The organism is Ferribacterium limneticum (assembly GCF_020510625.1).
GTDB classification, from domain to species: domain Bacteria; phylum Pseudomonadota; class Gammaproteobacteria; order Burkholderiales; family Rhodocyclaceae; genus Azonexus; species Azonexus limneticus_A.
Genome location: NZ_CP075191.1, coordinates 374,354 through 398,847 on the forward strand (window position 1 = coordinate 374,354; position 24,494 = coordinate 398,847).

Here is a 24,494-nt window from a genome sequence, read left to right on the forward strand (position 1 = left end):
GAAAGTTTTTAAAAACGCTTGCGCAGTGATCAAAGAAGCCGGTATAATCCGGCTTCTTTTTTGCGACTGCCGTCCTGGTGGTTGCGAAGTTGTTCGACCCGTACGGGTTCCAAGACTGACCGCCTGGGCGGATTAAGTTGGAGTTTATTTAAATGATTCAGATGCAGACGACTCTGGATGTCGCCGATAACACCGGCGCGCGTTCAGTAATGTGTATCAAAGTGCTGGGTGGATCCAGGCGCCGTTATGCGGGCATTGGTGACATCATCAAGGTTAGCATCAAGGATGCTGCCCCGCGCGGTCGTGTCAAGAAGGGTGATGTATATAACGCCGTGGTGGTTCGTACTGCCAAGGGTGTTCGTCGTCCGGATGGCTCGCTGGTGCGCTTTGATGGCAATGCCGCAGTCCTTCTCAACAACAAGCTCGAGCCGATCGGCACGCGCATCTTTGGCCCGGTTACGCGCGAACTGCGTACCGAGCGCTTCATGAAGATCGTGTCGCTGGCGCCGGAAGTGCTGTAAGGAACGGATGATGGAAAAAATTCGCAAAGGCGACGAAATCGTCGTCATTACAGGTAAAGACAAGGGCAAACGCGGCACCGTGCTGCGCCGTGTCGATGATGAGCATGTGCTTGTCGAGGGTGTCAATCGTGCCAAAAAGCACGTTAAGCCGAACCCGGTCAAGGGTGTAGCTGGTGGCATCGTGGACAAAGACATGCCTATCCATATCTCCAATGTTGCGCTGTTCAATCCGGCGACCAAGAAGGCTGACCGTGTCGGCATCAAGGCGCTCGAGGATGGCCGCAAGGTTCGCGTGTTCAAGTCGAACGGCGAACTGGTAAACGCATAAGGGGTGGTCATGGCGCGTTTGCAACAGTTTTACAAGGACACTATTGTTTCCGATCTGGTCAAACAGTTCAGCTACAAGTCCGTGATGGAAGTTCCGCGTATCACCAAAATTACCCTGAATATGGGTGTTGGCGAGGCGGTTGCTGACAAGAAAGTTCTGGAAAATGCCGTTGGTGACATGCAGAAGATCGCAGGTCAAAAGCCGGTTACCACGAAGGCTCGCAAGTCGATCGCCGGCTTCAAGATTCGTGATGGTTATCCGATCGGTTGCATGGTCACCCTGCGTGGTCCTCGCATGTTCGAATTCCTGGATCGTCTGGTGACCATCGCCCTGCCGCGTGTTCGCGACTTCCGTGGTATTTCTGGCAAGGGTTTTGACGGCCAGGGTAACTACAACATGGGTGTCAAAGAGCAGATCATTTTCCCGGAAATTGAGTACGACAAGATCGATGCTCTGCGGGGTATGAATATCAGTATCACCACGACCGCGAAGACCGATGCAGAAGCCAAGGCTCTGCTGGCGGCCTTCAAGTTCCCGTTCAAGAATTGAGGCAATCATGGCAAAACTTGCTCTGATCAACCGCGAAGAGAAGCGCCGCAAGATGGTGGCTCAGTACGCTAAGAAGCGCGCTGCCCTGGAGGCGATCATCACCAACGTGAGCCTGTCTGACGAGGAGCGTTATGAAGCCCGTCTGAAATTCCAGGCCCTGCCGCGCAATTCCAGTCCGTCCCGTCTGCGCAATCGCTGCCAGCTGACTGGCCGTCCGCGTGGTGTTTTCCGTAAATTCGGTCTGTGCCGTAACAAGATCCGTGAGCTGGCCTTCAATGGCGAGATCCCGGGTATTGTTAAAGCCAGCTGGTAATCAGGAGATTCAGAAATGGCTATGAGCGATCCGATCGCGGACATGCTGACTCGCATCCGCAACGCCCAGCTCGCCGAAAAGGCGTCTGTCTCCATGCCCTCGTCCAAGGTCAAAGTGGCTATCGCTGCCGTGCTCAAGGATGAAGGCTACGTCGAAGATTTTGCAGTTCGTCAGGCTGACGGCAAGGCAACTCTCGAAATCGCACTCAAGTATTACGCCGGTCGCCCGGTTATTGAGCGCATCGAGCGTATTTCTAAGCCCGGTCTGCGTATCTACAAAGGCTGCGACGATATTCCGCGTGTCATGAATGGTCTTGGTGTGGCCATCGTTTCTACCCCGAAGGGCGTCATGACTGACCGCAAGGCTCGCGCCAGCAAGGTTGGCGGCGAAGTCCTTTGCATCGTGGCGTAAGGAGCGAAGCATGTCTCGTATTGGTAAGAATCCCGTAGTGCTGCCCGCCGGTGTTGAAGTCACCGTCGGTGAGCAGATCGTTGTCAAGGGACCGTTGGGTTCCCTGAAGACGGCCGCTCATTCAGCAGTCAATGTTGCCGTAGAAGGCCAGAACGTTACCGTTTCCAAGGTCGCTGGTGTAGCTAATGCTGCCGCCATGTGGGGCACCATGCGTGCCAACCTGAACAACATGGTGACCGGCGTTTCGAAGGGCTTCGAACGTAAGCTGCAGCTGGTTGGCGTGGGCTACCGTGCCCAGGCTCAGGGCGATACCCTGAATCTGTCGCTCGGCTTTTCCCATCCCGTGGCTCACAAGATGCCCGCCGGTGTGAAAGTCGAGTGTCCGACCCAGACCGAAATCCTGATCAAGGGTTCGGACAAGCAGCAAGTCGGTCAGGTTGCCGCCGAGATTCGTGCATATCGCAAGCCGGAGCCCTATAAGGGTAAGGGCGTTCGTTATGCCGATGAAGTGGTGGTTATCAAGGAAACCAAGAAGAAGTAAGGGTGGCATATGTTTAACAAGAAGCAAGCGCGTCTGCGCCGTGCCCGCAAAACCCGGGCCAAAATCGCCGAGCTCAAAGCTGTCCGTTTGTGCGTTAATCGTACGAACTGCCACATTTACGCCCAGATCATTTCGCCTTGCGGCGGTAAGGTTCTGGCTTCGGCTTCCACGCTGGACACCGATGTCCGTAAGGATGTTGCGAACGGCGGTAACAAGGCTGCTGCCACTACCGTTGGCAAGCTGATTGCCGAGCGCGCCAAGGCCGCCGGTATTGAGCAGGTAGCCTTTGACCGTTCCGGTCTCCAGTACCACGGACGTATTCAGGCGTTGGCGGAAGCCGCGCGTGAAGGCGGCCTGAAGTTCTAACCGACGGCAAAAGGACGAGGTTAAGAAATGGCTAAACCTGAAAGAAACAAGAAGCCGCAACAGGCTGAAGAGCGCGATGATGGCATGCGCGAGAAGATGGTTGCGGTTAACCGTGTTACCAAGGTTGTAAAGGGCGGCCGGATTCTCGGTTTTGCAGCCCTGACCGTGGTTGGTGACGGTGACGGTGGCATTGGCATGGGCAAGGGCAAGTCCCGCGAAGTGCCGGTTGCTGTCCAGAAGGCAATGGAAGAGGCTCGTCGCAAGATGGCCAAGGTCAGCCTGAAGAGCGGTACCGTTCATCACACCGTGATGGGTCGTCATGGTGCTACTACCGTGATGATTCAACCGGCTCCCGAAGGTACCGGCATTATCGCTGGCGGCGCAATGCGTGCTGTCTTCGAAGTCGTTGGTGTCACCAACGTGGTTGCCAAGGCTCACGGTTCGACCAATCCCTACAACATCGTGCGTGCCACCATCGACGGCCTGTCGAAGGTGAATACGCCAGCCGAAATCGCCGCCAAGCGTGGTCTTTCGGTGGATCAGATCCAGGGGTAAGTCATGGCTGACAAGAAAATCAAAGTGACGCTCGTCAAGAGCGTTATCGGCACCAAGCAAGACCATCGGGCTACCGTCAAGGGCCTTGGTCTGCGCAAGCTGAATAGTTCTTCTGAGCTTGAGGATACGCCGGCTGTTCGCGGCATGATCCAGAAGGTTCAGTATCTCGTTAAGGTTGAGGGTTAAGCCATGCGTCTGAATACCATCAAGCCGGGCGAAGGTTCCAAGAAAGCAGCCAAGCGTGTTGGCCGTGGCATTGGTTCCGGTCTGGGCAAGACCTGCGGTCGTGGCCACAAAGGTCAGAAGTCGCGTTCCGGTGGCTTCCACAAGGTTGGCTTCGAGGGCGGTCAAATGCCTTTGCAGCGTCGTCTGCCGAAGCGTGGCTTCAATTCGCTGACTCGTGCGCGCAACTACGAAGTTCGCCTGACCGATCTGGAGCGTCTGCCGGTTGACGAAATCGATCTGCTTGCGCTGCAAGTGGCCGGTATCGTTCCGGGTGATGCTCTTTCCGCCAAGGTGGTCTTGTCCGGCGCGATCAGCCGCAAGGTTGTCCTGAAGGGTGTTGGCGCGACCAAAGGTGCCAAGGCTGCTATCGAAGCAGTCGGTGGCTCGGTCGCTGAGTAAGACAGGGAAAGGTTAGAACGTTGGCAGCAAATCCCAATACCGTTGGCAAAGGTGGCAAGTTCGGCGATCTCAAGCGCCGGCTTTGGTTCCTGCTGGGGGCACTCGTTGTGTACCGCATCGGCGCCCATATCCCGGTTCCGGGTATTGACCCCAACGCTCTAGCCGATCTTTTCAATTCGCAGAAGGGTGGCATCCTGGGCATGTTTAACATGTTCTCTGGTGGCGCCCTGTCGCGATTCACGATTTTTGCATTGGGGATCATGCCGTACATCTCGGCGTCGATCATCATGCAACTGATGAGTGTCGCTAGCCCGCAGCTTGAAGCTCTCAAAAAAGAGGGTGAGGCAGGCCGCCGCAAGATCACTCAATACACCCGCTACGGCACAGTAATCCTCGCGCTGTTCCAGGGTTTGGGGATTGCTGTAGCACTTGAAGCACAGGCAGGTCTGGTTAACGACCCTGGCTTTATGTTCCGCTTGACGACTGTTTCAACACTGCTGACCGGTACGATGTTCCTGATGTGGCTGGGTGAGCAGATTACCGAGCGTGGTTTGGGTAACGGTATTTCGATCATCATTTTTGCTGGTATTGCAGCCGGTTTGCCGAATGCAATTGGTGGTCTGCTTGAGTTGGTCCGTACCGGTGCGATGCATCCGCTGACCGCCCTGATCATCTGTGTTCTCGTTGTTGCGGTTACCGGATTTGTCGTCTTCGTCGAGCGTGGCCAGCGGAAAATTCTGGTCAATTACGCCAAGCGTCAGGTCGGAAACAAGATTTACGGTGGACAGAGTTCGCACCTACCACTGAAGCTGAACATGTCGGGCGTTATCCCACCGATTTTTGCATCTTCCATCATCCTGTTCCCTGCGACTGTCGCCAATTGGTTCGGTTCCAGTGAGTCGATGCACTGGCTGAAGGATGTTGCCGGTACGCTGTCCCCGGGACAGCCGATCTACGTGATGCTTTACGCCTCGGCTATCGTGTTTTTCTGCTTCTTCTACACCGCCCTTGTGTTCAATTCCAAGGAAACGGCAGACAATCTGAAGAAGAGCGGTGCGTTTGTGCCCGGTATTCGCCCAGGTGAACAGACTGCACGCTACATCGACAAGATTTTGATGCGCTTGACCCTGATTGGGGCTGCTTACATCACTGTTGTTTGTCTGTTGCCCGAATTTTTGATCCTGAAATGGAACGTGCCGTTCTATTTCGGTGGAACGTCACTGCTTATCATCGTAGTTGTAACCATGGACTTCATGTCTCAGGTTCAAGCCTATGTAATGTCGCATCAATATGAAAGCCTGCTGAAGAAAGCAAACTTCAAAGGCGCACCTATGATCAAGTAGTAATCAGGCATGGCGAAAGAAGATTACATTGAGATGCTAGGCGAGGTTATTGAAAACCTCCCGAATGCGACCTTCAAAGTCAGGCTGGAAAACGGACACATAGTGCATGGGTTCATTTCCGGAAAAATGCGGATGCATTACATCCGCATCCTTCCCGGAGACAAAGTGACCGTGCAATTGACACCGTATGATTTAACCAAGGCCCGGATCGTTTTCCGGACCAAGTAAAAAGTTCTCTACGCAATAAACCGCAGGGCAAGGAAACACGGCTGCTTCCAAGCTCTCGCAGACGAGGAGTGAAACATGAAAGTCCAACCTTCAGTGAAGCGCATCTGCCGCAACTGCAAAGTTATCCGCCGCAAAGGTGTCGTGCGCATCATTTGCAAGGATCCGCGTCACAAACAGCGCCAGGGTTAATTCCCTGTCCAGTTCGGCATTTGTTAATTTTCGAAATAGTGGAGTGATTCAATGGCCCGTATTGCAGGGGTAAACATTCCGAACCATCAGCATGCAGAAATCGCCCTGACGGCGATCTTCGGCATCGGCCGTACCCGCGCACAGAAAATCTGTGACGCAGCCGGCGTTGGTCGTAACGTAAAAATGAAAGACCTGTCCGATTCGGACATGGATCGTCTGCGTGACGAAGTTGGCAAGTTCACCGTTGAAGGTGACCTGCGCCGCGAAGTCACCATGAACATCAAGCGCCTGATGGACCTCGGTTGCTACCGTGGCCTGCGCCATCGCAAGGGTCTGCCTTGCCGTGGTCAGCGCACCCGTACCAATGCTCGTACCCGCAAGGGCCCGCGCAAGGCCATCGCTGGCAAGAAGTAATAGGGACAGAACATGGCAAAGACTGCTACCAAAGTTCGCAAAAAGGTTAAGAAGAACGTTGCTGAGGGCATCGCCCACATTCACGCATCGTTCAACAACACCATCATCACCATTACCGACCGTCAGGGCAACGCTCTGTCTTGGGCTACTTCCGGTGGTGCCGGCTTCCGCGGTTCGCGTAAGTCGACTCCGTTCGCAGCCCAGGTTGCGGCTGAAGCTGCTGGCAAGGCCGCTCAGGAATGTGGCGTCAAGAACATTGAAGTCCGTATCAAGGGCCCCGGTCCTGGTCGTGAATCCTCCGTCCGCGCGCTTAACGCGCTGGGCATGAAGATTACTTCCATTTCGGACGTGACGCCGGTGCCGCACAACGGTTGCCGTCCGCCTAAAAAGCGCCGCATCTAAGGAGAAAGACAAGTGGCTCGTAATCTCGATCCGAAATGCCGTCAGTGCCGCCGCGAAGGCGAAAAGCTGTTCCTGAAGGGCGAAAAGTGTTTTACCGACAAGTGTGCCATTGAGCGTCGTTCGTACGCGCCGGGCCAGCACGGTCAAAAATCTGGTGCCCGTTTGTCTGACTACGGCGTTCACTTGCGCGCTAAGCAGAAGATTCGCCGCGTTTATGGCGTTCTTGAAGGCCAGTTCCGCAAGACGTTTGCCGAAGCTGACCGCCGCAAGGGCCAGACCGGTGAAAACCTGCTGCAATTGCTCGAAGCCCGTCTGGACTCCGTTGCATACCGTATGGGTTTTGGTGCTTCCCGTTCAGAGTCTCGCCAAGTGGTCCGCCACAACGGTATTCTGGTAAACGGCAAGCGCGTGAATATTCCGTCGTTCATCGTCAAGCCGGGTGATGTTGTCCAGCTGACTGATCGCGCACGTGCTTCCCTGCGTTGCAAGGCTGCTCTTGAAGCTGCCGAGTCCCGCGGTTTCCCGGAGTGGATCTCCGTGGACGTCAAGGAGGGCAAGGGCACGTTCAAGGCCATGCCGCAGCGCTCCGAATTGCCGGCGACCCTGAACGAAGGTCTCGTCATCGAACTTTACTCGAAGTAAGCACTGAGCAGAGGATCTAGCCCATGCAAAGCAGTGGACTTCTCAAACCCCGCATCATCGACGTGCAGAGCGTTTCGCCCGTGCAAGCCAAGGTGGTCATGGAGCCGTTCGAACGCGGCTATGGCCATACCCTTGGTAACGCCTTGCGTCGCATTCTGCTCTCTTCGATGGTCGGTTATGCACCGACCGAAGTCGGCATCGACGGCGTGCTCCATGAGTACTCCACCGTTGACGGCGTGCAGGAAGATGTCGTTGATATCCTTCTTAATCTGAAGGGCATCGTCTTCAAGTTGCACAACCGTGACGTGGTCAACCTCAAGCTAGCCAAGGAAGGCGAAGGCGCCGTCCGCGCTGGCGATATCGAGTTGCCGCACGATGTTGAGATCATCAACCCGGAACACGTGATCGCTCACCTCGCACCCGGCGGCAAGCTCGCCATGGAAATCAAGGTCGAGAAGGGTCGCGGCTACGTGCCGGGTAATGTCCGTAACCTGGGTGATGCCAAGACCATCGGCAAGCTGGTTCTGGACGCTTCGTTCAGCCCGATCCGTCGCGTTGCTTATGCGGTCGAAAGTGCCCGCGTCGAACAGCGTACCGATCTGGACAAGCTGATTGTTGATATCGAAACCAACGGCGTTGTCGAGCCGGAGGAAGCCATCCGCTACGCAGCTCGCGTGCTGATGGAACAACTCTCCGTGTTCGCCGATCTGGAGGGTACCGCTCCTGTGGCTGAGGCTTCCAAGCCGGCTCAGGTTGATCCGGTTCTGCTCCGTCCGGTGGATGATCTCGAGCTGACGGTTCGTTCCGCGAACTGCCTGAAGGCCGAGAACATCTACTACATCGGCGATCTGATCCAGCGTACCGAGAATGAACTTCTCAAGACCCCGAATCTGGGTCGCAAGTCGCTGAATGAGATCAAGGAAGTGTTGGCCGCACGCGGTCTGACGCTCGGCATGAAACTGGAAAATTGGCCGCCCGCCGGTCTGGAAAAGGCGTAGGCCTTTTTCAACCCGGGTCGTCAAGGGACGCCTGCAGAACATAGAAAGGATTAACCATGCGTCACCGCAATGGACTTCGCAAACTGAACCGTACCAGCAGCCATCGCCTCGCGATGCTGCGCAACATGACCGTTTCCCTGCTCAAGCACGAGGCTATCAAGACCACGTTGCCGAAGGCCAAGGAACTGCGCCGTGTTGTTGAACCGATGATCACCCTGGGTAAGAACCCGACGCTGGCTAACAAGCGTCTGGCCTTCGACCGTCTGCGCGACCGCGATATCGTGGTCAAGCTGTTCGCAGAAATCGGCCCGCGTTATGCAACCCGTCCGGGTGGCTACCTTCGCATTCTGAAGTGTGGCTTCCGCGTCGGCGACAATGCCCCGATGGCATTCGTCGAGTTGCTTGACCGTCCGGAAGTGACCGAAGCGGTTGAGATCGAGGAATCTGCAGCTGAATAAGCTGTTGAGACCTTAAATAAAAAAGCCAGTCATTGACTGGCTTTTTTATTGGCTATGCCTTTTCTGATCATGGGCACTCGATCAGCATCAGTGAGATATCGTCACTCGCCAGGCAGCCGTTCTGATGCACTTTCAGGGCCGCTTCAATCTTGGCAAATCGTTCTTTTGGCGAGCTGTTTGTCGCAGACTCGATCAGGCCGGAACTGCCGAATTGAACGCCATCCTTGTCCGTGGCTTCCAAAAGACCATCCGAGCATAAGGCGAGTTGGCTTTCCGGTTCCCAGGTAAATACTCTTGGCTGGCCTCCAAGTTCATTGCTGCCGACAATGCCTAGCGGCAGGTTGTCTGACGGGAAGGTGCTGGCGACCCGCCCCCAGCGATCGAACAGGAAGGCTTCCGGAGTGCCTCCCACCCAAATTTCGCCTTTCCGCTCGCCTTCGTTGAGGCAGACGAGCGTTATGGCGACAAAGCGCCCGACCGGCATGGACTCCTTCAACTGCTGGTTCAACTCGAGGACTATTTCCTGGATTGAACGGTTGAGTTTGGTCATCCGGTAAAAGAGAGCCAGCACAGGGAGCACGCTGATCGCTGCGGTTAATCCGTGTCCGGTGGCATCCGCGAGCAGGGCATAGAGGTGTCCATCCTGGGAACGAGCGGCGGCGACAATGTCTCCGCTGAAGTGCTCGGCTGGGATGACCTTGTAACAGAGGCGTTTATCCTGAAGGCCGCTGCGGTGGAGTTGTTTTTCCATCAGGCGGAGCGCCAGTTGCTGCTCTGTCTGGGTCTGGTCGTAGTAATCCTGCAGTTGGTGGGCGTTCTCGCGCAGCTTTTGCTCAGTTTGTTTCCGCTCGGAAATATCGCGGATCACACTGATGATCATGCGTTGATTGTCGAGGGTGACCTGACTGACCGAGATGGTTGCCGGGAAGCGGTGGCCGTCCTTGTGTGTCGCGACGACTTCTTGCTCCTGTGCGGCCACCAGCAACGGCTCGTCCGCATCAATCGAACGAACGCTGTGCTGGTCCGTGGCTCCCTGCTGAACCGGTATCAGCACTGATGTGTGCTGCCCGATGAGCTCGGATGATGGCCAGCCGAAAATCCGCTCTGTCGACTGATTGACTGAGACAACCATGCCTTCTTCGTTGGTGGTAACGATGGCATCAAGAACGTTGTCTGAAATTGCCTGAACCCGGCGCAGCGAATCGATGGATTGCTGTTGCATGGTTAGCGACCGTTGCATCGAGCGCAACTTGGCTTCCAGCACGACAAAATTGATTGGCTTGGTGAGGTAGTCGTCGGCACCTGCGTCCAGGCCTTCGACGAGATTTTCATCACGATTCAGGGCGGAGAGGAAGATGACCGGCGTCCAGCGGTCGCGAGTCATGGCTTTGATCCGACGCGCTGCTTCAAAGCCGTCCATGACCGGCATCATGATGTCGAGCAGCACCAGGTCTGGCGATTCCGACTCAAACCGGCGCACGGCTTCCTCGCCGTTTTCGGCCAGAATGACTTCATGCCCCAGTTTCTTGAGGAAAACCTGAAGTATGTGCAGGTTGGTGCGGTTGTCATCAACCGCCAGGACCTTCATTTTGTTCATTACCGAAATCATGATCGACTAATGCTGTGGGGCCGGATTGGGGCGTTCAATATCACTAGCTGTGATATTACCAACCTTCGTGTCGAATGCCGCTGAAACTTGGCCTTCTCCCAGCCGATCGGCTGGGCATTCGGAGCTGCCGGCCACTTAAAGTCCGGCTACCGGTGGGTGGTGCTCCTCCTGCTGTTGCAGGGTCCACATTTTTGCGTAGTTGCCGCCGGCAGCCAGCAGGGCTGAATGCGTGCCTCTCTCGATGATGTGGCCCTCGCTCATGACCAGAATCTCGTCGGCATTCATCACCGTGGACAGGCGGTGCGCGATGATCAGTGTGGTGTGGCCAACAGCAACTTGTTCAAGCTGGCTCTGGATGGCTCTTTCAGTGGCCGAGTCGAGGGCCGAGGTGGCTTCGTCAAAAATCAGGATGGGCGGATTCTTCAGCAAGGCGCGGGCGATCGCGACACGTTGTTTTTCGCCTCCGGAAAGTTTCAGGCCACGCTCGCCGACACGTGTTTCGTATTTTTGCGGCAAGGACTCGATGAAATCGTGCATTTGAGCGGCGCGGGCGGCAGCGAACACTTCTTCCCGGGTGGCTTCCGGGCGACCGTAATTGATGTTGTAGAAAATGCTGTCGTTAAACAGCACCGTGTCCTGGGGCACGATGCCAATTGCCGCTCGCAGGCTGCTTTGCTTCAGTTTCCGGAGATCGTGGCCATTGATTCTGATGGCGCCGTCTGTGACGTCGTAGAAGCGATAAAGCAGGCGGGCCAGCGTGGATTTGCCGGCGCCGGAGTGTCCTACTACAGCGACCGTCTTGCCCGGGGGAATGGCAAAACTGAGGTTCTTCAGGATCTGGCGATCCGGGTCATAGCCGAAATTGACAGTTTCAAAATTGATCTGCAAAAGGCCGTCCGGAAGCTCTCTGGCATCAGGAGCATCGGCGATTTCGCGATTTTCCTTGAGCAGGTTGAACATCCGCTCGATATCAGTCAGCGCCTGCCGGATCTCGCGATAGACGATGCCGAGGAAATTGAGCGGAATGTAGAGCTGGATAAGGAAGGCATTGACCAGCACCAGATCGCCGATGGTCATCTCGCCGGCAACCACCCCACTGGCGGCGCGCCACATCATCGCCGTGACGCCGAGCGCGATGATTGCCGCCTGGCCGAGGTTGAGGAAGGCGAGCGTGGTCTGGCTACGCGTCGCGGCTTCTTCCCATTTGACCAGTTGTTCGTCGTAGCGGCGGGCTTCCCAGGCTTCGTTATTGAAATATTTAACTGTCTCATAGTTGAGCAGGCTGTCGATGGCGCGCGTGTTGGCGGCTGAATCGTTTTCATTGACGGCGCGGCGGATGTCGATGCGCCAGTTGCTGACCTTGACGGTGAAGATGATGTAGACGATGAGCGAGGTGATGGTAATGACCACGAAGCCGACATCGTATTTGACGAACAGGATGGCGAGCACCAGCCCGATTTCGACCAGTGTCGGCAGGATGGAGTACAGCGTGTAGGAAATCAGGCTGGAGATCGAGCGGCTGCCACGTTCGATATCGCGGGAGACGCCGCCGGTCTGCCGCTCCAGATGGAAGCGCAGCGACAAGGCGTGCAGGTGCCGGAATACCTCCAGCGAAACCTGGCGGACGGCGCGTTGGGTGACGCGGGCAAAGAGAATTTCGCGCAGTTCGGTGAATAGCGACGTCGAGAAGCGCAGGATGCCGTACAGGACCAGCAGCAGGATGGGCAGGGCAAGCAATTGCTGGCTGCCGGAAAGGCCATCGATCATTTCCTTGAAGATCAGCGGCACGCTGACATTGGCCACCTTGGCGCCGATCAGGCAAGCCATGGCGGCCAGGACGCGCAGTCGATAGGTCCACAGATACGGGAATAGCGTGCGGAGCGTCAGCCAGACGTGGGTTTGAGGCAGAGCCTGGCCGGCGGGGGGCTTGGGGAGTGCAGAGGCGCGACGCATGGGGCTGGGGCGAAATCCGGTGAAAGAGTCTCTGGCGAGTATATGAAAACTGCCGCCTTTCCGGGAAAATCCGGAGATTATTTGCAATCTGGACTGAACATGGCTGTCGACCGTCTTACCCTTCCGAGCAAGCACTGTACGCTGCGTGTTGTCCCGATGCCGGCTGATCTCAATCAGAACGGTGATGTCTTCGGCGGCTGGGTCATGGCCCAGGTCGACGTCGCTGGTGCCATCCCGGCAATGCGTCGGGCTTGCGGCAGGGTGGCCACCGTTTCGGTCAATTCCTTCCTGTTCAAGCAGCCCGTTTCAGTTGGGGATATTGTCAGTCTTTACGCCGACATCGTCCGCGTCGGCACGACGTCGATTACCGTCCGGGTCGAGGTCTATGCCGAACGCAATTACGCCGCACCGATCATCGTCAAGGTGACTGAGGCTGAGTTGACCTACGTGGCGATTGACAGCGAAGGTATGAAGCGCAAGGTTCCAGCCGAAAAGTGACCGGAAATGGTCTAAAATCCGACGATTAACCAATTTTCCGCCTGCAAGCGAGCAATCCAATGAATAAATTCTGCCTGCGTATCGTTCCGGCCCTGCTGCTCACGGCCTTTTCCGGCGTGGCTTCCGCTGCTGCCTTTCAGCTCTGGGAGCAAAATGCCAGCGGCTTGGGCAATGCTTATGCCGGTTCGGCGGCGGTTGCGGATAACGCCAGCACGATCTTCTTCAATCCGGCGGGGATGACGCAACTGACAGGCTTTCAGTTTTCGGCAGGCGTGACCGGGGTCGGGCCGAGCTATGAGTTCAGCAACGAAGGGTCGCGCGGCACCGGGGCTTTTCTGGGGCTGTCGGGCGGCAATGGGGGGAACGCTGGTGGCTGGGCTGCAGTGCCCAATGCGTATTTGTCCTGGGCGGTGACGCCGAACCTTTTTCTTGGTTTCGGCGTATCAGCGCCCTTTGGATTAGCGACTGAATATGAGGATACAAGCTGGGTTGGGCGCTATCACTCAGTCAAATCCGAAATCAAGACAGTCAATTACAATCCTTCCGTCGCTTACAAGGTCAACGAGAAAATTTCGCTTGGCTTCGGCTTGAATTACCAGACCATCGACGGGGAGCTTAGCAGCGCCACCGGTACCTTGAAGGGCGACGACGCCTCGCTGGGTTGGAACGCTGGCGTACTATTTACCCTCTCTCCTGCGATGCGGGTCGGCGTTTCCTATCGTTCGGCTGTCCAGCACACACTCGAAGGCACTGTGAATGGCAGCGTGCCGGTGAAGGCTGATGTCAAGCTGCCGGACACCTTCATTCTTTCAGTCTGGCAACAGGTTTCCGATCGCTGGGAGGCGATGGGGGATTTGTCCTACACGCGCTGGGAGTCCATGCAGGCGCTGAATGTCCAGAGTCGTGCCTCTGGTGCATTGCTAAGCTCTGAGCGCTTTAACTACGGGAATGCCTGGCGGCTTGCCTGGGGCGCTGCTTACAAGAGCAGCGATGCGGTGAAACTCAAGTTCGGTATCGCCTATGACCGCACGCCGATACAAAATGACGATCGCTCGGCGCGCGTGCCGGATAACGATAGGCTCTGGCTGTCGCTGGGCGGTCAATATAACGCCGGAAAATACGGCAAGCTTGATCTGGGCTACGCCTATTTGTACGTCAAGGATCCCAGCATCAACCAGACCAAGGAAATCCGGAATGCCTCCGGCACCCTGCTCGGCACGGTGAACCTGAGTGGCCGCTATGATGCCAGCGCCCATATCGTCGGCCTGCAATACTCGGTGGGCTTCTAATCATTAAGGGGCCGACGTGCCGGCGCTGGAACTGGGCGGGATGACGCTGGGGCTGCGCGAAGGGGTGATCGTGTTGATCGCGCTGGTCGCGGTCTACATGCTCTTCGTTCTGCTGCGCATGCGTCGGCTGCGCAACAAGCCAGTGGAGGCGCCGCTTGCTCCGGTCGACAGCGTTCCGCCTGAGGAACCAACGGTGCCTGCTTTGCCGGCCGCCTCGGAGCCCAGTGAGGAAGAGACTTGGGAGCAAACCACGAAAGGTCTGGGCGAAGAGGTTTTACGCCAAGGCCTGGAGCAGGAGTTGGCCCAGTTGCGCGATGAGGTCGATGCCATGCGCGGCGAACTGGCGGCCTTGCGCGATGACATGTTGCACGAACTGGCCCATCTGCGGGCCAGTCAGACTGTTTCTCCAATATACGGCGATGCGATGCAGATGGCTGTCTCCGGCTATGATCCGGCGGCGATTGCCGAACGTTGCGGGATCGCCCGGGCCGAAGCAGAACTGGTCGTTGCCTTGGCCAAGAGTCAGGAACGTTGAGGTAGGGAATGGCAGATCAACCTGAAGTTGCCGAGAGTGAAGACAATGCGGGCGAACTGCGCAGCAAGCTGATCGGCCGTCTGGCCGTGGCTGGCGTGCTGGTAGCGCTGCTGCTTGGCGTGCTGGCCTTTTTCGACTATCTGGCGAATCCGCCTGAGGAAGCCGAACAGCAGGTATTCACCCAAGCTGTGCCTGTTGCGCCCAAGAAAGAAGTCTCGCAACCGGTGACGCCGGCCGAGAACTTGCCCGAACCGCCGGCGCCCGAGAAAGCCGAACCACCCGTCGAACCACCTTCACCACCCAAGGTTGAGGCGCAGCCGGCGGCTGTCGTCGAGGCCAAACCTGAGCCGCAGCCGGAATCTCGTGCCGCTACGAAGATGCCTGCGGCCATTACGAAACCCCCGGTTTCAGCGCCACCAGCACCGCAAGCAGTGCCGGAGGCAACGATGGCGCCTTCGAATACGCTGGCGCCACAGCGTTCCGCTGCCCAGCTTGAGTCTGCACCCGCCAAGCCCTCGGTGCGTATCGTTGAAGCGAAACCGGCACCAGCGCCCGCGGTGGCAGCGCCGAGTGCCCCACGTCTGTTCTCCGGATTTTTGCTGCAGGCCGGGGTGTTTTCGAGCGTACAGCGAGCCGAGGAGTTGCATGCCCGCCTGACCTTGAGTGGCGTTCCCTCAACGCTGGAAACGCGGGTTCAGGTTGGCCCGTTCCGGACCCGGCATGAAGCGGAAGTTGCGCAAGCCAAGCTCAAGGAGCTAGGCGTCGAGGCCATTCTCGTTCCGCCTAGAGGCAAGAACTAGCCAATCAGGGCATGCCGGGGAGGCGCGGCAGACCGAGGCTGCGCCGGACATCGCGGTGTAGCTGCAGCGGCGGTGGCAAGGGAGCGCCATAGCTGCGCCGGTCATCATGGCGTCGATCATCGTAATACCTGCCGCCGCGGTCATCGTAATGACGGTGACCGGATTCGTAATAGATATTCGCCCTCGGGTAGCCATAGGCTGGGTAGGTTTCCACATACGCCGGCGGCGCACGGTGATAACCCGCCTGATGCGCTGGAACCACCATACAGGCGCCAAGACTGCCGAGCAGTGCTGTGGCGAGGCCAAGGCGGATGATGGTTTGCGAGAGTTTCATGGGGAAAGTGTTTCCGGTGGTTGCGTAAGCAAATAACGCGGACAGTTCCCGCCCGGCATACTGCGATGCCTGGCTGGTTTGTAACAATTCGTTAGAGGCAGGCCCTGCAAGGGTTTTCCGAGTTTCCTTCGTGTGTCTCGGAGGCCGGCGTTTATTCGGCCAGCGCCTTGCGTGCCCGATTGGCAAAGACGGTCATTTCCCTGGCCGCCTGAATGTCGCCGTTGGCTTCGGCCACCGCAATGCCCTGTTCGTAAGCGGCCAGGCAGCCGATGTTGTCGCCGGCTTCGGCGCGCGCCTTGCCCAGCGCTTTCCAGGCGGCGGAATATTTCGGGTCGCGGTCGACGGCGTCCTTGAAGCAGGCCGCTGCTTTGGCCGGATTGCCGGCTTTCAGGTATTCGTTGCCGAGCGAGAAGCGGAGCAGGGCGCCATCGCGTGGGCCGTTGAGCATTTTTTCCAAGGATTCGATGCGCGGGTTCATCTAGAATTGTCGTTTCGATTGTTGATAGAGAAAGTATTCCATGGCCAAGACCATCATCGCCACCCCGAACGCCCCGGCAGCCATCGGCACCTATTCGCAAGCCGTACGCGTCGGCGACACCGTTTACATGTCCGGGCAGATCGGGCTCGATCCGGCTTCCATGCAGATGGTAGACGGGATCGACGCACAAATCGTTCGCGTTTTTGAAAACTTGAAGGCCGTGGCCGAGGCGGCGGGCGGTTCGCTGGCTGACGTGGTCAAGCTCAACGTCTTCCTGACCGACCTGGCCAACTTCGCCAAGGTTAACGAAACGATGGCCAAGTATTTCAGCGAGCCCTTCCCGGCCCGTGCTGCGGTGGGCGTCAAGGAGTTGCCGCGCGGTGCGCTGGTCGAGGCCGATGCCGTGATGTGCCTGGGCAACTAAGCGGCTGATCCACGCCTGATGACGACGAGCGGGGCTTCGGCCCCCGCTTCTCCGCCGATTCGCGCCTCCGAGGCGCTGCAGAAGAAGCTCGCCAAGATCGGCCTCCATAGCGAGGCCGATTTGCTGGTCCATCTGCCGCTGCGCTACGAGGACGAAACCCGCATCACGCCGGTCAAGCGAGCCTTTGGCGGCGAGCCGGTGCAGATCGAGGTGGTCGTCCAGAGCAATGAAGTGCAATTCCGGCCCCGCCGGCAGATGATTGTGCGGGCGGCCGACGACAGCGGCGAGATTACGCTGCGTTTTTTCAGCTTTTATCCGAATCAGCAGGCGGCGCTGAGCGAAGGCTCGCGCATCCGGGCCTTTGGCGAGGTACGCGGCGGCTTTTTCGGCGCCGAGATGGTGCACCCGCGTTTTCGCAAGGTCGGTGACGACGAACCGCTGCCGACCGAGATGACCCCGGTTTATCCGTCGACCGCTGGCCTGGCCAATTCGGCGCTGCAAAAACTGATCGGCAAGGCATTGGCGGTGGGCGATTTATCGGAGACCTTGCCGGAAGAACTGCGCCAGCGTTTGAAATTGCCGGGCCTGGCGCGCAGCCTGCGCTTCCTGCACAAGCCACCGCCGGGCACCGACCTCGATACCTTGCACGCACGCAACCATCCGGCCTGGCGGCGGGTGAAATTTGACGAAGTGCTGGCCCAGCAACTCTCCTTGCGCCGCGCCTATCTCGCCCGTCGCGAGCAGGGCGCGCCGGTGCTCAGGGCGCGCGACAATCTTGGCGCCCGCTTGCTCGACAGCCTGCCCTTCGGCTTGACCGGAGCGCAGGCGCGGGCGATGGCCGAGATTGGTGCCGATCTGGCCCAGCCGTTCCCGATGCAGCGTCTGCTGCAGGGCGACGTCGGCGCCGGCAAGACCATCGTCGCCGCGCTGGCCGCGTGTCAGGCCATTTCGGCCGGCTGGCAGGCGGCGTTCATGGCGCCGACGGAAATTCTCGCCGAGCAACACTATTTGAAATTGAAGGACTGGCTGGAGCCGCTCGGGGTCAATGTGGCGTGGCTGTCTGGCAGCCTGAAAACCAAGGCCAAGCGCGAGCAACTGGCGGCGACGGCGGCCGAGGCGCAACTGGTCGTCGGCACCCATGCGCTGATCCAGGATGGCGTCGATTTCGCCAAACTCGGGCTGGCCATTGTCGACGAGCAGCACCGTTTCGGTGTCGCCCAGCGCCTCGCCTTGCGCAAGAAGGGCGACAACCCGCATCAGCTGATGATGTCGGCGACGCCGATTCCGCGCACGCTGGCCATGAGCTATTACGCCGATCTCGATGTCACCGTGCTCGACGAACTGCCGCCCGGGCGGACGCCGATCAAGACGCGCTTGGTTGCGGACAATCGGCGCGATGATGTGTTCGGTTTTGTGCAAAAGCATGTCGAGGAAGGCCGCCAGGCTTACTGGGTCTGTCCACTGATCGAGGAATCGGAAACCCTGCAATTGCAGACGGCGCAGGACACTTACGAACTGCTCTCAGGCCAGTTTTCCGGCCTGACCGTGGGATTGGTCCATGGCCGCCTGAAAGCCGACGAAAAGCAGGCGGTGATGGCTGCCTTCGCGGCCGGCGACATCGATGTGCTGGTGGCGACGACGGTCATCGAAGTCGGCGTCGATGTGCCCAATGCCAGCCTGATGGTCATCGAGCACGCCGAACGCTTCGGCCTGTCGCAACTGCACCAGTTGCGCGGCCGGGTTGGGCGCGGCCAGTACGAATCGAGCTGCATCCTGATCTACGCCGGGCCGCTCGGCGAGATCGCCCGGCAGCGCCTGAAGATCATTTTCGAGAACACCGATGGCTTCGAAATCGCCCGCCAGGATCTGCAGATCCGCGGCCCCGGCGAATTCGTCGGTGCCCGGCAGAGCGGGGTGCCGTTACTGCGCTACGCCGATCTGGAAATGGATGCCGATTTGGTCGAGATGGCGCGTGACGTGGCCGAGGAAATGCTGACCGAGCACCTTGAACTGGCTGAGCGGCACCTCAAGCGCTGGCTAGGCTCGCGGGAAGAGTTGCTGAAGTCCTAAGCGGCTGTCGCTTCCGCGGCCGCGACACACCCGGGACTCTGCTTCGCAGCGGGCGAAGCGGGAATCCAGTTCCTCGGGTTTCTGGACTCCCGCTTTCGCGGGAGTGACGGGCGCAATGGTCAGCGTTTCCTGTTTGCCGAGGCTGTTATCCCGTCGCACAGCGTTTGCAGGGCCGGGAGGCTGGGGCCTTCGCGCAGATGGATCATGCCGGTCGGCACCAGGCTGAATTCGTCAGGCACCGTTTCGATGACCAGATCGGCGGCATGGCTGGACTGCTCAACGACGCGGCGCGGCATCAGCGTCCAGCCGAGGCCGACGGCGATGCAGCCGAGGATGCCTTCGAGCGTGCCGAATTCCATGGCATCGGCCACGGCGTGGCCTTGGGCGCGTTGCCAGGCGACGGCGCGGGTGCGGTAGGCGCAGCCTTCGCGGAAGAGGATCAGCGGCAACAGCACCGGGTCGGTGCCGGCGGCGTGCACCTGCACCAGTTCCTCGACGACCAGTTCATCGAATTGCAGGTCGGGGTGGATCACCGGGCCGGCGACGAAGGCGCAGTCGAGCTTGTGGTCGAGCACCTTGCCGGTCAGCGTGCTGGTGGTGTCGGTGAAGACACGCAACTCGAGGCCGGGGTGTCCGGCGCGCACGGCTTTCAGGGCGCTCGGCAGGTGCAGGGCGGCGAAGGTTTCCATGGCGCCGATGCGCAGTTCGCCGGCGCTTTCGCCGACCTGGCGGACAGCAGTGGCGGTCTGGCGTTCGAGTGTCAGCATCCGCCGCGCGTAGTCGAGCAGTACCTTGCCCGAGGGGGCGAGCTCCAGCCCGCGACCCTTGCGGAAGAAGAGTTCGGCGCCGAGTTCTTCCTCCAGCCGCCGGATGCGGCCGGTGACGTTGGACTGGACGGTGTTCAGCTTGCGCGAGGCGGCGAGGATGCCGCCTTCTTCGACGACGGCCTGAAAGGTGCGGAGGGCGACGAGTTCCATTGGTATCTCAAAAAACGAATGGTTGATTCGAAACAAATCACTTGTATGGATACTTTACGCTGTTTATTGTTCGGCTATCAAGTACAAAAAGGAATAAACCATGAACTCACAGAGAGAGCGCCTCAAGGTGCTGGGCGCCGGGATCTTCAGCCTGCTGCTGACCTTCGGCGTCGCCCGTTTTTCCTACACGCCGCTGCTGCCGCTGATGCAGCAACAGGCCGGGCTCGGGCTGGCCGAAGCCGGCTGGCTGGCGGCCTTCAATTACGCCGGCTATCTGTGCGGCGCGCTGGTCGCGTCGCTGATCAGCGATCTGGTGCTCAAGGACAGGCTGTACCGGATCGGTCTGGTCGTCGCCATCCTGAGCACGGTGATGATGGGTCTGACCAACGATCCGCTGGTCTGGATGGCCTCGCGCTTCATCGCTGGCCTGAGCAGCGCGGCCGGCATGTTGCTCGGTACCGGGCTGATCCTGAACTGGCTGATTCGCCACAACCATCGGCCGGAACTGGGCATCCATTTCGGCGGCATCGGGCTGGGCATTTCCGGTTGTGCCATCTCGGTGTGGCTGATGAGCGGCTCGTTCGACTGGCGCGAGCAGTGGTTTGCCTTTTCGGCCATCGCCTGCCTGCTCATCGTGCCGGCCCTGGCCTGGCTGCCGGCGCCCGATACGAGCGGGGTTACCAAGAGCGGCGCAACCATGCACGACAACCCGCCGAGCCCGCTGTTCTTGCGCATCTTCATGGCGGCCTATTTCTGCGCCGGCTTCGGCTACGTGATCAGCGCCACGTTCATCGTCGCCATCGTCGATGGGTTGCCCGGGCTGGCCGGGCAGGGCGCGCTGGCCTTCCTGGCGATCGGTCTGGCGGCGACGCCGGCAGCCTTCAACTGGGATCTGATCGCGCGCTATACGGGCGACATCAACGCCCTGATCCTCGCCGCTGTGCTGCAGATCGTCGGCATCGCCCTGCCGGTGGCGGTGGGCGGGCTGTTCGCCACGCTGTTCGGGGCGCTGCTGTTCGGTGGAACCTTCATCGGCATGGTCAGTCTGGTGTTGACCATGGCCGGGCGTTACTACCCGACCCGGCCGGCCAAGATGATGGGCAAGATGACGCTTTCCTATGGTGTGGCGCAGATCATTGGGCCGGCCATCGTCGGCTGGTTGGCGACGCGGCTCGGCAACTATTCGATCGGCCTGAACATCGCGGCCGGGGTCATGGTCGTTGGCGTCGTGCTCTTGGTTATACTGAAATTTGTCGAAAGGCGGGACGCCGCGCTGGTGCCCTGCGTCCAGAACTAAACGGAGAAAAGCGATGTTCAAGGGAATTCTGATCGAGAAAGACGACGCCGGTTACCGGGCATCGGTGCAGGAGATAGCCGACAGCCAGTTGCCGGAAGGCGATGTGACGGTGCGCGTCGATTACTCGTCGCTCAACTACAAGGACGGTCTGGCGATTACCGGCAAAGGCCCGGTCGTCCGCAAATTCCCGATGGTGCCGGGCATCGACATCGCCGGTACGGTCGAAAGCAGCAGCCACGCCGACGTCAAGGCCGGCGACCGCGTCGTGCTCAACGGCTGGGGCGTTGGTGAAACGCATTGGGGCGGACTGGCGCAGAAGGCGCGGCTCAAGGGCGACTGGCTGGTGCCGCTGCCGGCGGCGTTTTCCGAGAAGCAGGCCGTCGCCATCGGCACCGCCGGCTATACCGCCATGCTCTGCGTGCTGGCGCTGGAAAAGCAGGGCGTCAAGCCGGCCGACGGCGAGATCGTCGTTACCGGTGCGGCGGGCGGTGTTGGCAGTGTGGCGATTGCCGTGCTGGCCAAGCTCGGCTACACGGTCGTTGCCGTGAGCGGCCGGCCGGAAGAAACCGATTACCTGAAGCAGCTCGGCGCGGCCGAAGTGCTCGACCGGGCGGCCTTCTCCAGCCCCGGCAAGCCGCTCGGCAAGGAGCGCTGGGCGGGGGCGGTCGATGTCGTTGGCTCGCACACGCTGGCCAACATCTGCGCCACCACCAAATATCGCGGTGTGGTGACCGCCTGCGGTCTGGCCGGCGGCATGGATTTCCCGTCGTCGGTGGCGCCCTTCATCCTGCGCGGCGTGACGCTGGTCGGCATCGACAGCGTGATGTGCCCGCGGCCGGATCGGCTGGTCGCCTGGCAGCGTCTGGCGACCGATCTCGACGTTGGCAAGCTCGGCCTGATCACCCATGAAGTCTCGTTGGCCGAAGCCATTCCGACGGCGGCGCAGCTGATGGACGGCAAGGTGCGCGGCCGTGTGGTCGTAGACGTGAATCGATGAGGCGGCACTGATCGACCCAAGCCGCTGGATCCCCGCTTTCGCGGGGATAACGAATTATTCGGCGTTTATTAACGGGAGATTTGATGCCCTACGTCAATATCAAGATCACGCGTGAAGGGGCGACGGCCGAGCAGAAAGCCCGGCTGATCGCCGGCGCGACGCAGCTGCTGGTCGATGTGCTGGGCAAGAACCCGAAAACCACGGTCGTCGTCATCGATGAAGTCGATACCGATAACTGGGGTGTGGCGGGTGAGTCGATCACCGTCCGCCGGGCGCGCGGCGAGTAGGCGCCGCTCTTGCTGAGCGCCGCCGCCGATCCTCGACTACGGCCGGGGTTGATCGGCGGTGTCTGGCTCGGCTTCCAGAAGCAGGCGGATACCGAGCAGGGTATAGCGTGTTTCCGGGGTATTCCAGTTGCGGAATGCGCAGCGGGAATAAAGTGACCAGGTGTGCCAGGAGCCGCCCCGGCGAACCTTGACGGTACCGGATTCCGGCCCCTGCGGGTCGGCTTGGGGCGACCTCGCATACCAGGCATCGTCGTGCCAGTCGGAGACCCATTCCCAGACATTGCCAACCATGTCCTGCAAGCCGAAGGCGTTGGCCGGGAAGCTGCCGACGGGGGCGGTAAAGGCGAAGCCATCGCTGCTCTGGAGGGCGAAGCTTGCCCATTGCGGCCAGTTTGCCGAGGCATCGGCATCGAAAGTGTTGGCCACCGTTGCCAATGCTTGCGGCTGGTTGCCGTGGGCGTAGCGGCCCCCTTGTCCCGCCAGGCAGGCGTATTCCCACTCCGCTTCGGTCGGCAGGCGATAGCGCCGGTTCTCTTTCCGGCTTAACCAGGCTGCCATTGCGGTGGCGTCATGCCAGGTGACGTTGACGACGGGGTGGTCATCCGTTTGCCGGAATCCGGGATTCGACCAGGAATATTTTGGCGCCCTTCCCTCGAAGGCATCGCGCCGGACGCTTGTCGCCGGGTCGTAGTCAGGGTTGTAGCCGTAGCCGCCAGTGCCATCGGCGATCGATTCGGGAACATGGCCGGAGGCGGCCAGGAATTTCCGAAACTGGCCGACCGTCACTTCATGCTGCCCCATGAAGAAAGGTTTGGTAATGCGTACGCGGTGAATGGGCGACTCGTCTTTGAGATGGAGAAAACGCGCTTGTTCGTACTGCGGGAAGTCACGGGCCAGACTGTCCAGGCTTTCGTCGCTGCCCATCAGGAACTCGCCGGCCGGCACCAGGACGAAGCGCATGCCCAGGGAGTTTTCCAGCGGGGGCGGGGCGCCATGCCGGCTTGTTGCCGAACAGGCGCCCAGCAGCACAGGAAAGAGAAGAATCAATGGCAGGGTTTTCATGTTTGCTTCCATCCTCTGTTGCTGCTTCTGGTGGCCGCCTCTCGAGAAAGCAGTCGCTGAGCCTTTTTTCCGCACTGAGGCGCAAACTGTGCGCATTGCGGGAACTTTTCCGGAAGGCGCTGTCCAACTCGCCTCAATTTTCAAACTTACCTGCGAGACGACAATGGACGAACTTTCCTACTTTGGTATTGGCTTTACCGTGCTTATTCTTGGCCTGGCCTGCCTGATGGCAGTGAAGCTGTCTTCCAAGACCGCGTACCACTAAAAGACCGATTGCCACTAAGAAAAAGCCGGGGTTCCCCGGCTTTTTTGTGGGCGGCATTTCGTGCCTGCCCTGATCAGCTGAATTTCTTCTGGTGTGCCTGCACCGCTTTCTGGCGGGCCATCTGCAGGCGCTGTTTCACGGCATCGGAAAGATCGTCGCCGGTGTCGGTCACCTGGGCCAGGGCATGGGCCTCGACGGCTTTCATGCGGGCCAGAAACAGCCTGAGCTTGACCGATTCCGAGAGCGGCGGATCGAGAACCTTGTCTGTTTCGTCCTCCGGCTCGTCCGTTGCCAATCTGGGGCGGTTGTAGGAGCGGTGGAGTACCAGCTCGAAATAATCGTCATCGTCGTTTTCATCATCGACGTATTTGCGTGGCGGGAAATCGCCGGGTTTCGGTTTTTGGCTGAGCAGGGCCAGTTGATGGCGTTCGGTGCGGCTGAGCAGGATCGTCGGGAAAGCCTGCTTCTTGGCAAGGTTTGCTTTCCGCGCCGAGCGCAGCTTCCCGCTGCGATTGATCGGCTGCAGAACCTCGACCACCGAGGCTGGCATCGGCACCGGCGTGATGACGACCGATGCTTCGGCATAAGGCGCAGGGGTATCCCCGGCCACCGCCGCTGCATCAGCCGGTGGCTCCGATGCGTAGACGCCAAGCGAATAAAAAGCAGCCATCGCCGCGATCAAAAACCTGCGCACTTCTGTTTCCCTCACTAAATCCAGCCACCATTTTACGCCTCAT

Annotated in this window: 35 protein-coding genes; 28 read left to right on the forward strand and 7 right to left on the reverse strand. The window is 59.2% G+C overall.

Annotated elements, in window-relative coordinates:
• Window positions 1–152: 152 nt before the first annotated feature.
• The 18 genes from rplN (at window position 153) to rplQ (ending at window position 8,882) form a co-directional block, all read left to right on the forward strand.
• Window positions 153–521 (forward strand): 50S ribosomal protein L14, encoded by a 369-nt coding sequence (rplN, locus tag KI617_RS01740; RefSeq protein ID WP_011286097.1) that lies wholly within the window; start codon window positions 153–155, stop codon window positions 519–521.
• Between the two features lie 10 nt (window positions 522–531).
• Window positions 532–849, forward strand: coding sequence for a 50S ribosomal protein L24 (gene rplX / locus KI617_RS01745; RefSeq protein WP_117607653.1), 318 nt, complete (start codon window positions 532–534; stop codon window positions 847–849).
• A 9-nt stretch (window positions 850–858) separates the two neighbouring features.
• Window positions 859–1,398, forward strand: a complete 540-nt coding sequence (rplE, locus tag KI617_RS01750; protein WP_226450070.1) for a 50S ribosomal protein L5 — start codon at window positions 859–861, stop codon at window positions 1,396–1,398.
• A gap of 7 nt (window positions 1,399–1,405) precedes the next feature.
• A complete protein-coding gene (gene rpsN, locus KI617_RS01755) occupies window positions 1,406–1,711 on the forward strand; it encodes a 30S ribosomal protein S14 (RefSeq protein WP_226450072.1) in 306 nt (101 codons plus the stop codon).
• Between the two features lie 15 nt (window positions 1,712–1,726).
• On the forward strand, window positions 1,727–2,122 hold the full coding sequence (rpsH, locus tag KI617_RS01760) for a 30S ribosomal protein S8 (RefSeq protein WP_226450074.1): 396 nt from the start codon (window positions 1,727–1,729) through the stop codon (window positions 2,120–2,122).
• 10 nt (window positions 2,123–2,132) lie between these two features.
• Window positions 2,133–2,663, forward strand: coding sequence for a 50S ribosomal protein L6 (gene rplF / locus KI617_RS01765; protein ID WP_226450076.1), 531 nt, complete (start codon window positions 2,133–2,135; stop codon window positions 2,661–2,663).
• A 9-nt stretch (window positions 2,664–2,672) separates the two neighbouring features.
• Window positions 2,673–3,029, forward strand: a complete 357-nt coding sequence (rplR, locus tag KI617_RS01770; protein ID WP_226450078.1) for a 50S ribosomal protein L18 — start codon at window positions 2,673–2,675, stop codon at window positions 3,027–3,029.
• Between the two features lie 27 nt (window positions 3,030–3,056).
• Window positions 3,057–3,584 (forward strand): 30S ribosomal protein S5, encoded by a 528-nt coding sequence (rpsE, locus tag KI617_RS01775; protein WP_226450080.1) that lies wholly within the window; start codon window positions 3,057–3,059, stop codon window positions 3,582–3,584.
• A 3-nt stretch (window positions 3,585–3,587) separates the two neighbouring features.
• Window positions 3,588–3,770, forward strand: coding sequence for a 50S ribosomal protein L30 (gene rpmD / locus KI617_RS01780; RefSeq protein ID WP_226450082.1), 183 nt, complete (start codon window positions 3,588–3,590; stop codon window positions 3,768–3,770).
• A gap of 3 nt (window positions 3,771–3,773) precedes the next feature.
• On the forward strand, window positions 3,774–4,208 hold the full coding sequence (rplO, locus tag KI617_RS01785; protein ID WP_226450084.1) for a 50S ribosomal protein L15: 435 nt from the start codon (window positions 3,774–3,776) through the stop codon (window positions 4,206–4,208).
• Between the two features lie 20 nt (window positions 4,209–4,228).
• The gene (secY, locus tag KI617_RS01790) at window positions 4,229–5,551 is read left to right on the forward strand and encodes a preprotein translocase subunit SecY (protein WP_226450086.1); all 1,323 of its coding nucleotides are present in this window, start codon (window positions 4,229–4,231) and stop codon (window positions 5,549–5,551) included.
• Between the two features lie 9 nt (window positions 5,552–5,560).
• The gene (infA, locus tag KI617_RS01795; protein ID WP_226450088.1) at window positions 5,561–5,779 is read left to right on the forward strand and encodes a translation initiation factor IF-1; all 219 of its coding nucleotides are present in this window, start codon (window positions 5,561–5,563) and stop codon (window positions 5,777–5,779) included.
• A 75-nt stretch (window positions 5,780–5,854) separates the two neighbouring features.
• Entirely contained in the window at window positions 5,855–5,968 is a 114-nt protein-coding gene (gene rpmJ / locus KI617_RS01800; protein ID WP_011286109.1) for a 50S ribosomal protein L36, read from the forward strand.
• 51 nt (window positions 5,969–6,019) lie between these two features.
• The gene (rpsM, locus tag KI617_RS01805) at window positions 6,020–6,382 is read left to right on the forward strand and encodes a 30S ribosomal protein S13 (protein WP_011286110.1); all 363 of its coding nucleotides are present in this window, start codon (window positions 6,020–6,022) and stop codon (window positions 6,380–6,382) included.
• A 12-nt stretch (window positions 6,383–6,394) separates the two neighbouring features.
• The gene (gene rpsK, locus KI617_RS01810) at window positions 6,395–6,784 is read left to right on the forward strand and encodes a 30S ribosomal protein S11 (RefSeq protein WP_226418158.1); all 390 of its coding nucleotides are present in this window, start codon (window positions 6,395–6,397) and stop codon (window positions 6,782–6,784) included.
• A 12-nt stretch (window positions 6,785–6,796) separates the two neighbouring features.
• On the forward strand, window positions 6,797–7,426 hold the full coding sequence (rpsD, locus tag KI617_RS01815; protein WP_011286112.1) for a 30S ribosomal protein S4: 630 nt from the start codon (window positions 6,797–6,799) through the stop codon (window positions 7,424–7,426).
• Window positions 7,427–7,449: 23 nt separating this feature from the next.
• Window positions 7,450–8,424, forward strand: a complete 975-nt coding sequence (locus tag KI617_RS01820) for a DNA-directed RNA polymerase subunit alpha (protein WP_226450090.1) — start codon at window positions 7,450–7,452, stop codon at window positions 8,422–8,424.
• Between the two features lie 56 nt (window positions 8,425–8,480).
• Entirely contained in the window at window positions 8,481–8,882 is a 402-nt protein-coding gene (gene rplQ / locus KI617_RS01825; protein WP_226450092.1) for a 50S ribosomal protein L17, read from the forward strand.
• 67 nt (window positions 8,883–8,949) lie between these two features.
• Here the strand turns inward: rplQ and KI617_RS01830 are convergent, their stop codons facing one another.
• Together KI617_RS01830 and KI617_RS01835 are read right to left on the reverse strand one after the other, a co-directional pair.
• On the reverse strand, window positions 8,950–10,479 hold the full coding sequence (locus tag KI617_RS01830) for a SpoIIE family protein phosphatase (RefSeq protein WP_226450094.1): 1,530 nt from the start codon (window positions 10,477–10,479) through the stop codon (window positions 8,950–8,952).
• 147 nt (window positions 10,480–10,626) lie between these two features.
• Window positions 10,627–12,444 carry an ABCB family ABC transporter ATP-binding protein/permease gene (locus KI617_RS01835; protein WP_226450096.1) on the reverse strand — a complete coding sequence of 606 codons (1,818 nt, stop codon included), beginning with the start codon at window positions 12,442–12,444 and terminating at the stop codon, window positions 10,627–10,629.
• Between the two features lie 99 nt (window positions 12,445–12,543).
• Between KI617_RS01835 and KI617_RS01840 the strand changes: the two genes are divergently transcribed.
• The 4 genes from KI617_RS01840 to KI617_RS01855 all read left to right on the forward strand — a co-directional run bounded on the left by KI617_RS01840 (window position 12,544) and on the right by KI617_RS01855 (window position 15,566).
• The gene (locus KI617_RS01840) at window positions 12,544–12,942 is read left to right on the forward strand and encodes an acyl-CoA thioesterase (protein ID WP_226450098.1); all 399 of its coding nucleotides are present in this window, start codon (window positions 12,544–12,546) and stop codon (window positions 12,940–12,942) included.
• Window positions 12,943–13,058: 116 nt separating this feature from the next.
• On the forward strand, window positions 13,059–14,231 hold the full coding sequence (locus tag KI617_RS01845; protein ID WP_264180044.1) for an OmpP1/FadL family transporter: 1,173 nt from the start codon (window positions 13,059–13,061) through the stop codon (window positions 14,229–14,231).
• 16 nt (window positions 14,232–14,247) lie between these two features.
• Window positions 14,248–14,766 (forward strand): DUF2802 domain-containing protein, encoded by a 519-nt coding sequence (locus tag KI617_RS01850; RefSeq protein ID WP_226450102.1) that lies wholly within the window; start codon window positions 14,248–14,250, stop codon window positions 14,764–14,766.
• An 8-nt stretch (window positions 14,767–14,774) separates the two neighbouring features.
• Window positions 14,775–15,566, forward strand: a complete 792-nt coding sequence (locus tag KI617_RS01855) for an SPOR domain-containing protein (protein ID WP_226450104.1) — start codon at window positions 14,775–14,777, stop codon at window positions 15,564–15,566.
• A 4-nt stretch (window positions 15,567–15,570) separates the two neighbouring features.
• Here KI617_RS01855 and KI617_RS01860 read toward each other — a convergent pair whose 3' ends face one another.
• Both KI617_RS01860 and KI617_RS01865 read right to left on the reverse strand, forming a co-directional pair.
• A complete protein-coding gene (locus KI617_RS01860; RefSeq protein WP_226450106.1) occupies window positions 15,571–15,900 on the reverse strand; it encodes a hypothetical protein in 330 nt (109 codons plus the stop codon).
• A 151-nt stretch (window positions 15,901–16,051) separates the two neighbouring features.
• Window positions 16,052–16,378, reverse strand: a complete 327-nt coding sequence (locus tag KI617_RS01865; protein ID WP_226450107.1) for a tetratricopeptide repeat protein — start codon at window positions 16,376–16,378, stop codon at window positions 16,052–16,054.
• Window positions 16,379–16,418: 40 nt separating this feature from the next.
• Here KI617_RS01865 and KI617_RS01870 point away from each other — a divergent pair, with 40 nt between their 5' ends.
• Together KI617_RS01870 and recG are read left to right on the forward strand one after the other, a co-directional pair.
• A complete protein-coding gene (locus tag KI617_RS01870; RefSeq protein ID WP_226450109.1) occupies window positions 16,419–16,802 on the forward strand; it encodes a RidA family protein in 384 nt (127 codons plus the stop codon).
• A gap of 18 nt (window positions 16,803–16,820) precedes the next feature.
• Window positions 16,821–18,872 (forward strand): ATP-dependent DNA helicase RecG, encoded by a 2,052-nt coding sequence (gene recG / locus KI617_RS01875; protein WP_226450111.1) that lies wholly within the window; start codon window positions 16,821–16,823, stop codon window positions 18,870–18,872.
• Window positions 18,873–18,991: 119 nt separating this feature from the next.
• Here the strand turns inward: recG and KI617_RS01880 are convergent, their stop codons facing one another.
• Entirely contained in the window at window positions 18,992–19,849 is an 858-nt protein-coding gene (locus KI617_RS01880; RefSeq protein ID WP_226450113.1) for a LysR family transcriptional regulator, read from the reverse strand.
• Window positions 19,850–19,949: 100 nt separating this feature from the next.
• Between KI617_RS01880 and KI617_RS01885 the strand changes: the two genes are divergently transcribed.
• From KI617_RS01885 to KI617_RS01895, 3 genes are all read left to right on the forward strand, one after another.
• Window positions 19,950–21,146: a YbfB/YjiJ family MFS transporter gene (locus KI617_RS01885; protein WP_226450115.1), complete on the forward strand. Its 1,197-nt coding sequence runs from the start codon at window positions 19,950–19,952 to the stop codon at window positions 21,144–21,146.
• 13 nt (window positions 21,147–21,159) lie between these two features.
• Window positions 21,160–22,143, forward strand: a complete 984-nt coding sequence (gene acuI, locus KI617_RS01890) for an acrylyl-CoA reductase (NADPH) (RefSeq protein WP_226450117.1) — start codon at window positions 21,160–21,162, stop codon at window positions 22,141–22,143.
• Between the two features lie 83 nt (window positions 22,144–22,226).
• Window positions 22,227–22,430 (forward strand): 2-hydroxymuconate tautomerase family protein, encoded by a 204-nt coding sequence (locus KI617_RS01895; protein WP_226403563.1) that lies wholly within the window; start codon window positions 22,227–22,229, stop codon window positions 22,428–22,430.
• 36 nt (window positions 22,431–22,466) lie between these two features.
• On the opposite strand, the gene KI617_RS01900 is transcribed toward KI617_RS01895, so the two are convergent.
• Window positions 22,467–23,492: a formylglycine-generating enzyme family protein gene (locus KI617_RS01900; RefSeq protein ID WP_226450119.1), complete on the reverse strand. Its 1,026-nt coding sequence runs from the start codon at window positions 23,490–23,492 to the stop codon at window positions 22,467–22,469.
• Here KI617_RS01900 and KI617_RS01905 point away from each other — a divergent pair.
• The gene (locus tag KI617_RS01905) at window positions 23,491–23,757 is read left to right on the forward strand and encodes a hypothetical protein (RefSeq protein ID WP_226450121.1); all 267 of its coding nucleotides are present in this window, start codon (window positions 23,491–23,493) and stop codon (window positions 23,755–23,757) included. The genes KI617_RS01900 and KI617_RS01905 overlap by 2 nt on opposite strands.
• Window positions 23,758–23,830: 73 nt before the next feature.
• On the opposite strand, the gene KI617_RS01910 is transcribed toward KI617_RS01905, so the two are convergent.
• On the reverse strand, window positions 23,831–24,451 hold the full coding sequence (locus tag KI617_RS01910; RefSeq protein WP_226450129.1) for a hypothetical protein: 621 nt from the start codon (window positions 24,449–24,451) through the stop codon (window positions 23,831–23,833).
• Window positions 24,452–24,494: the final 43 nt, after the last annotated feature.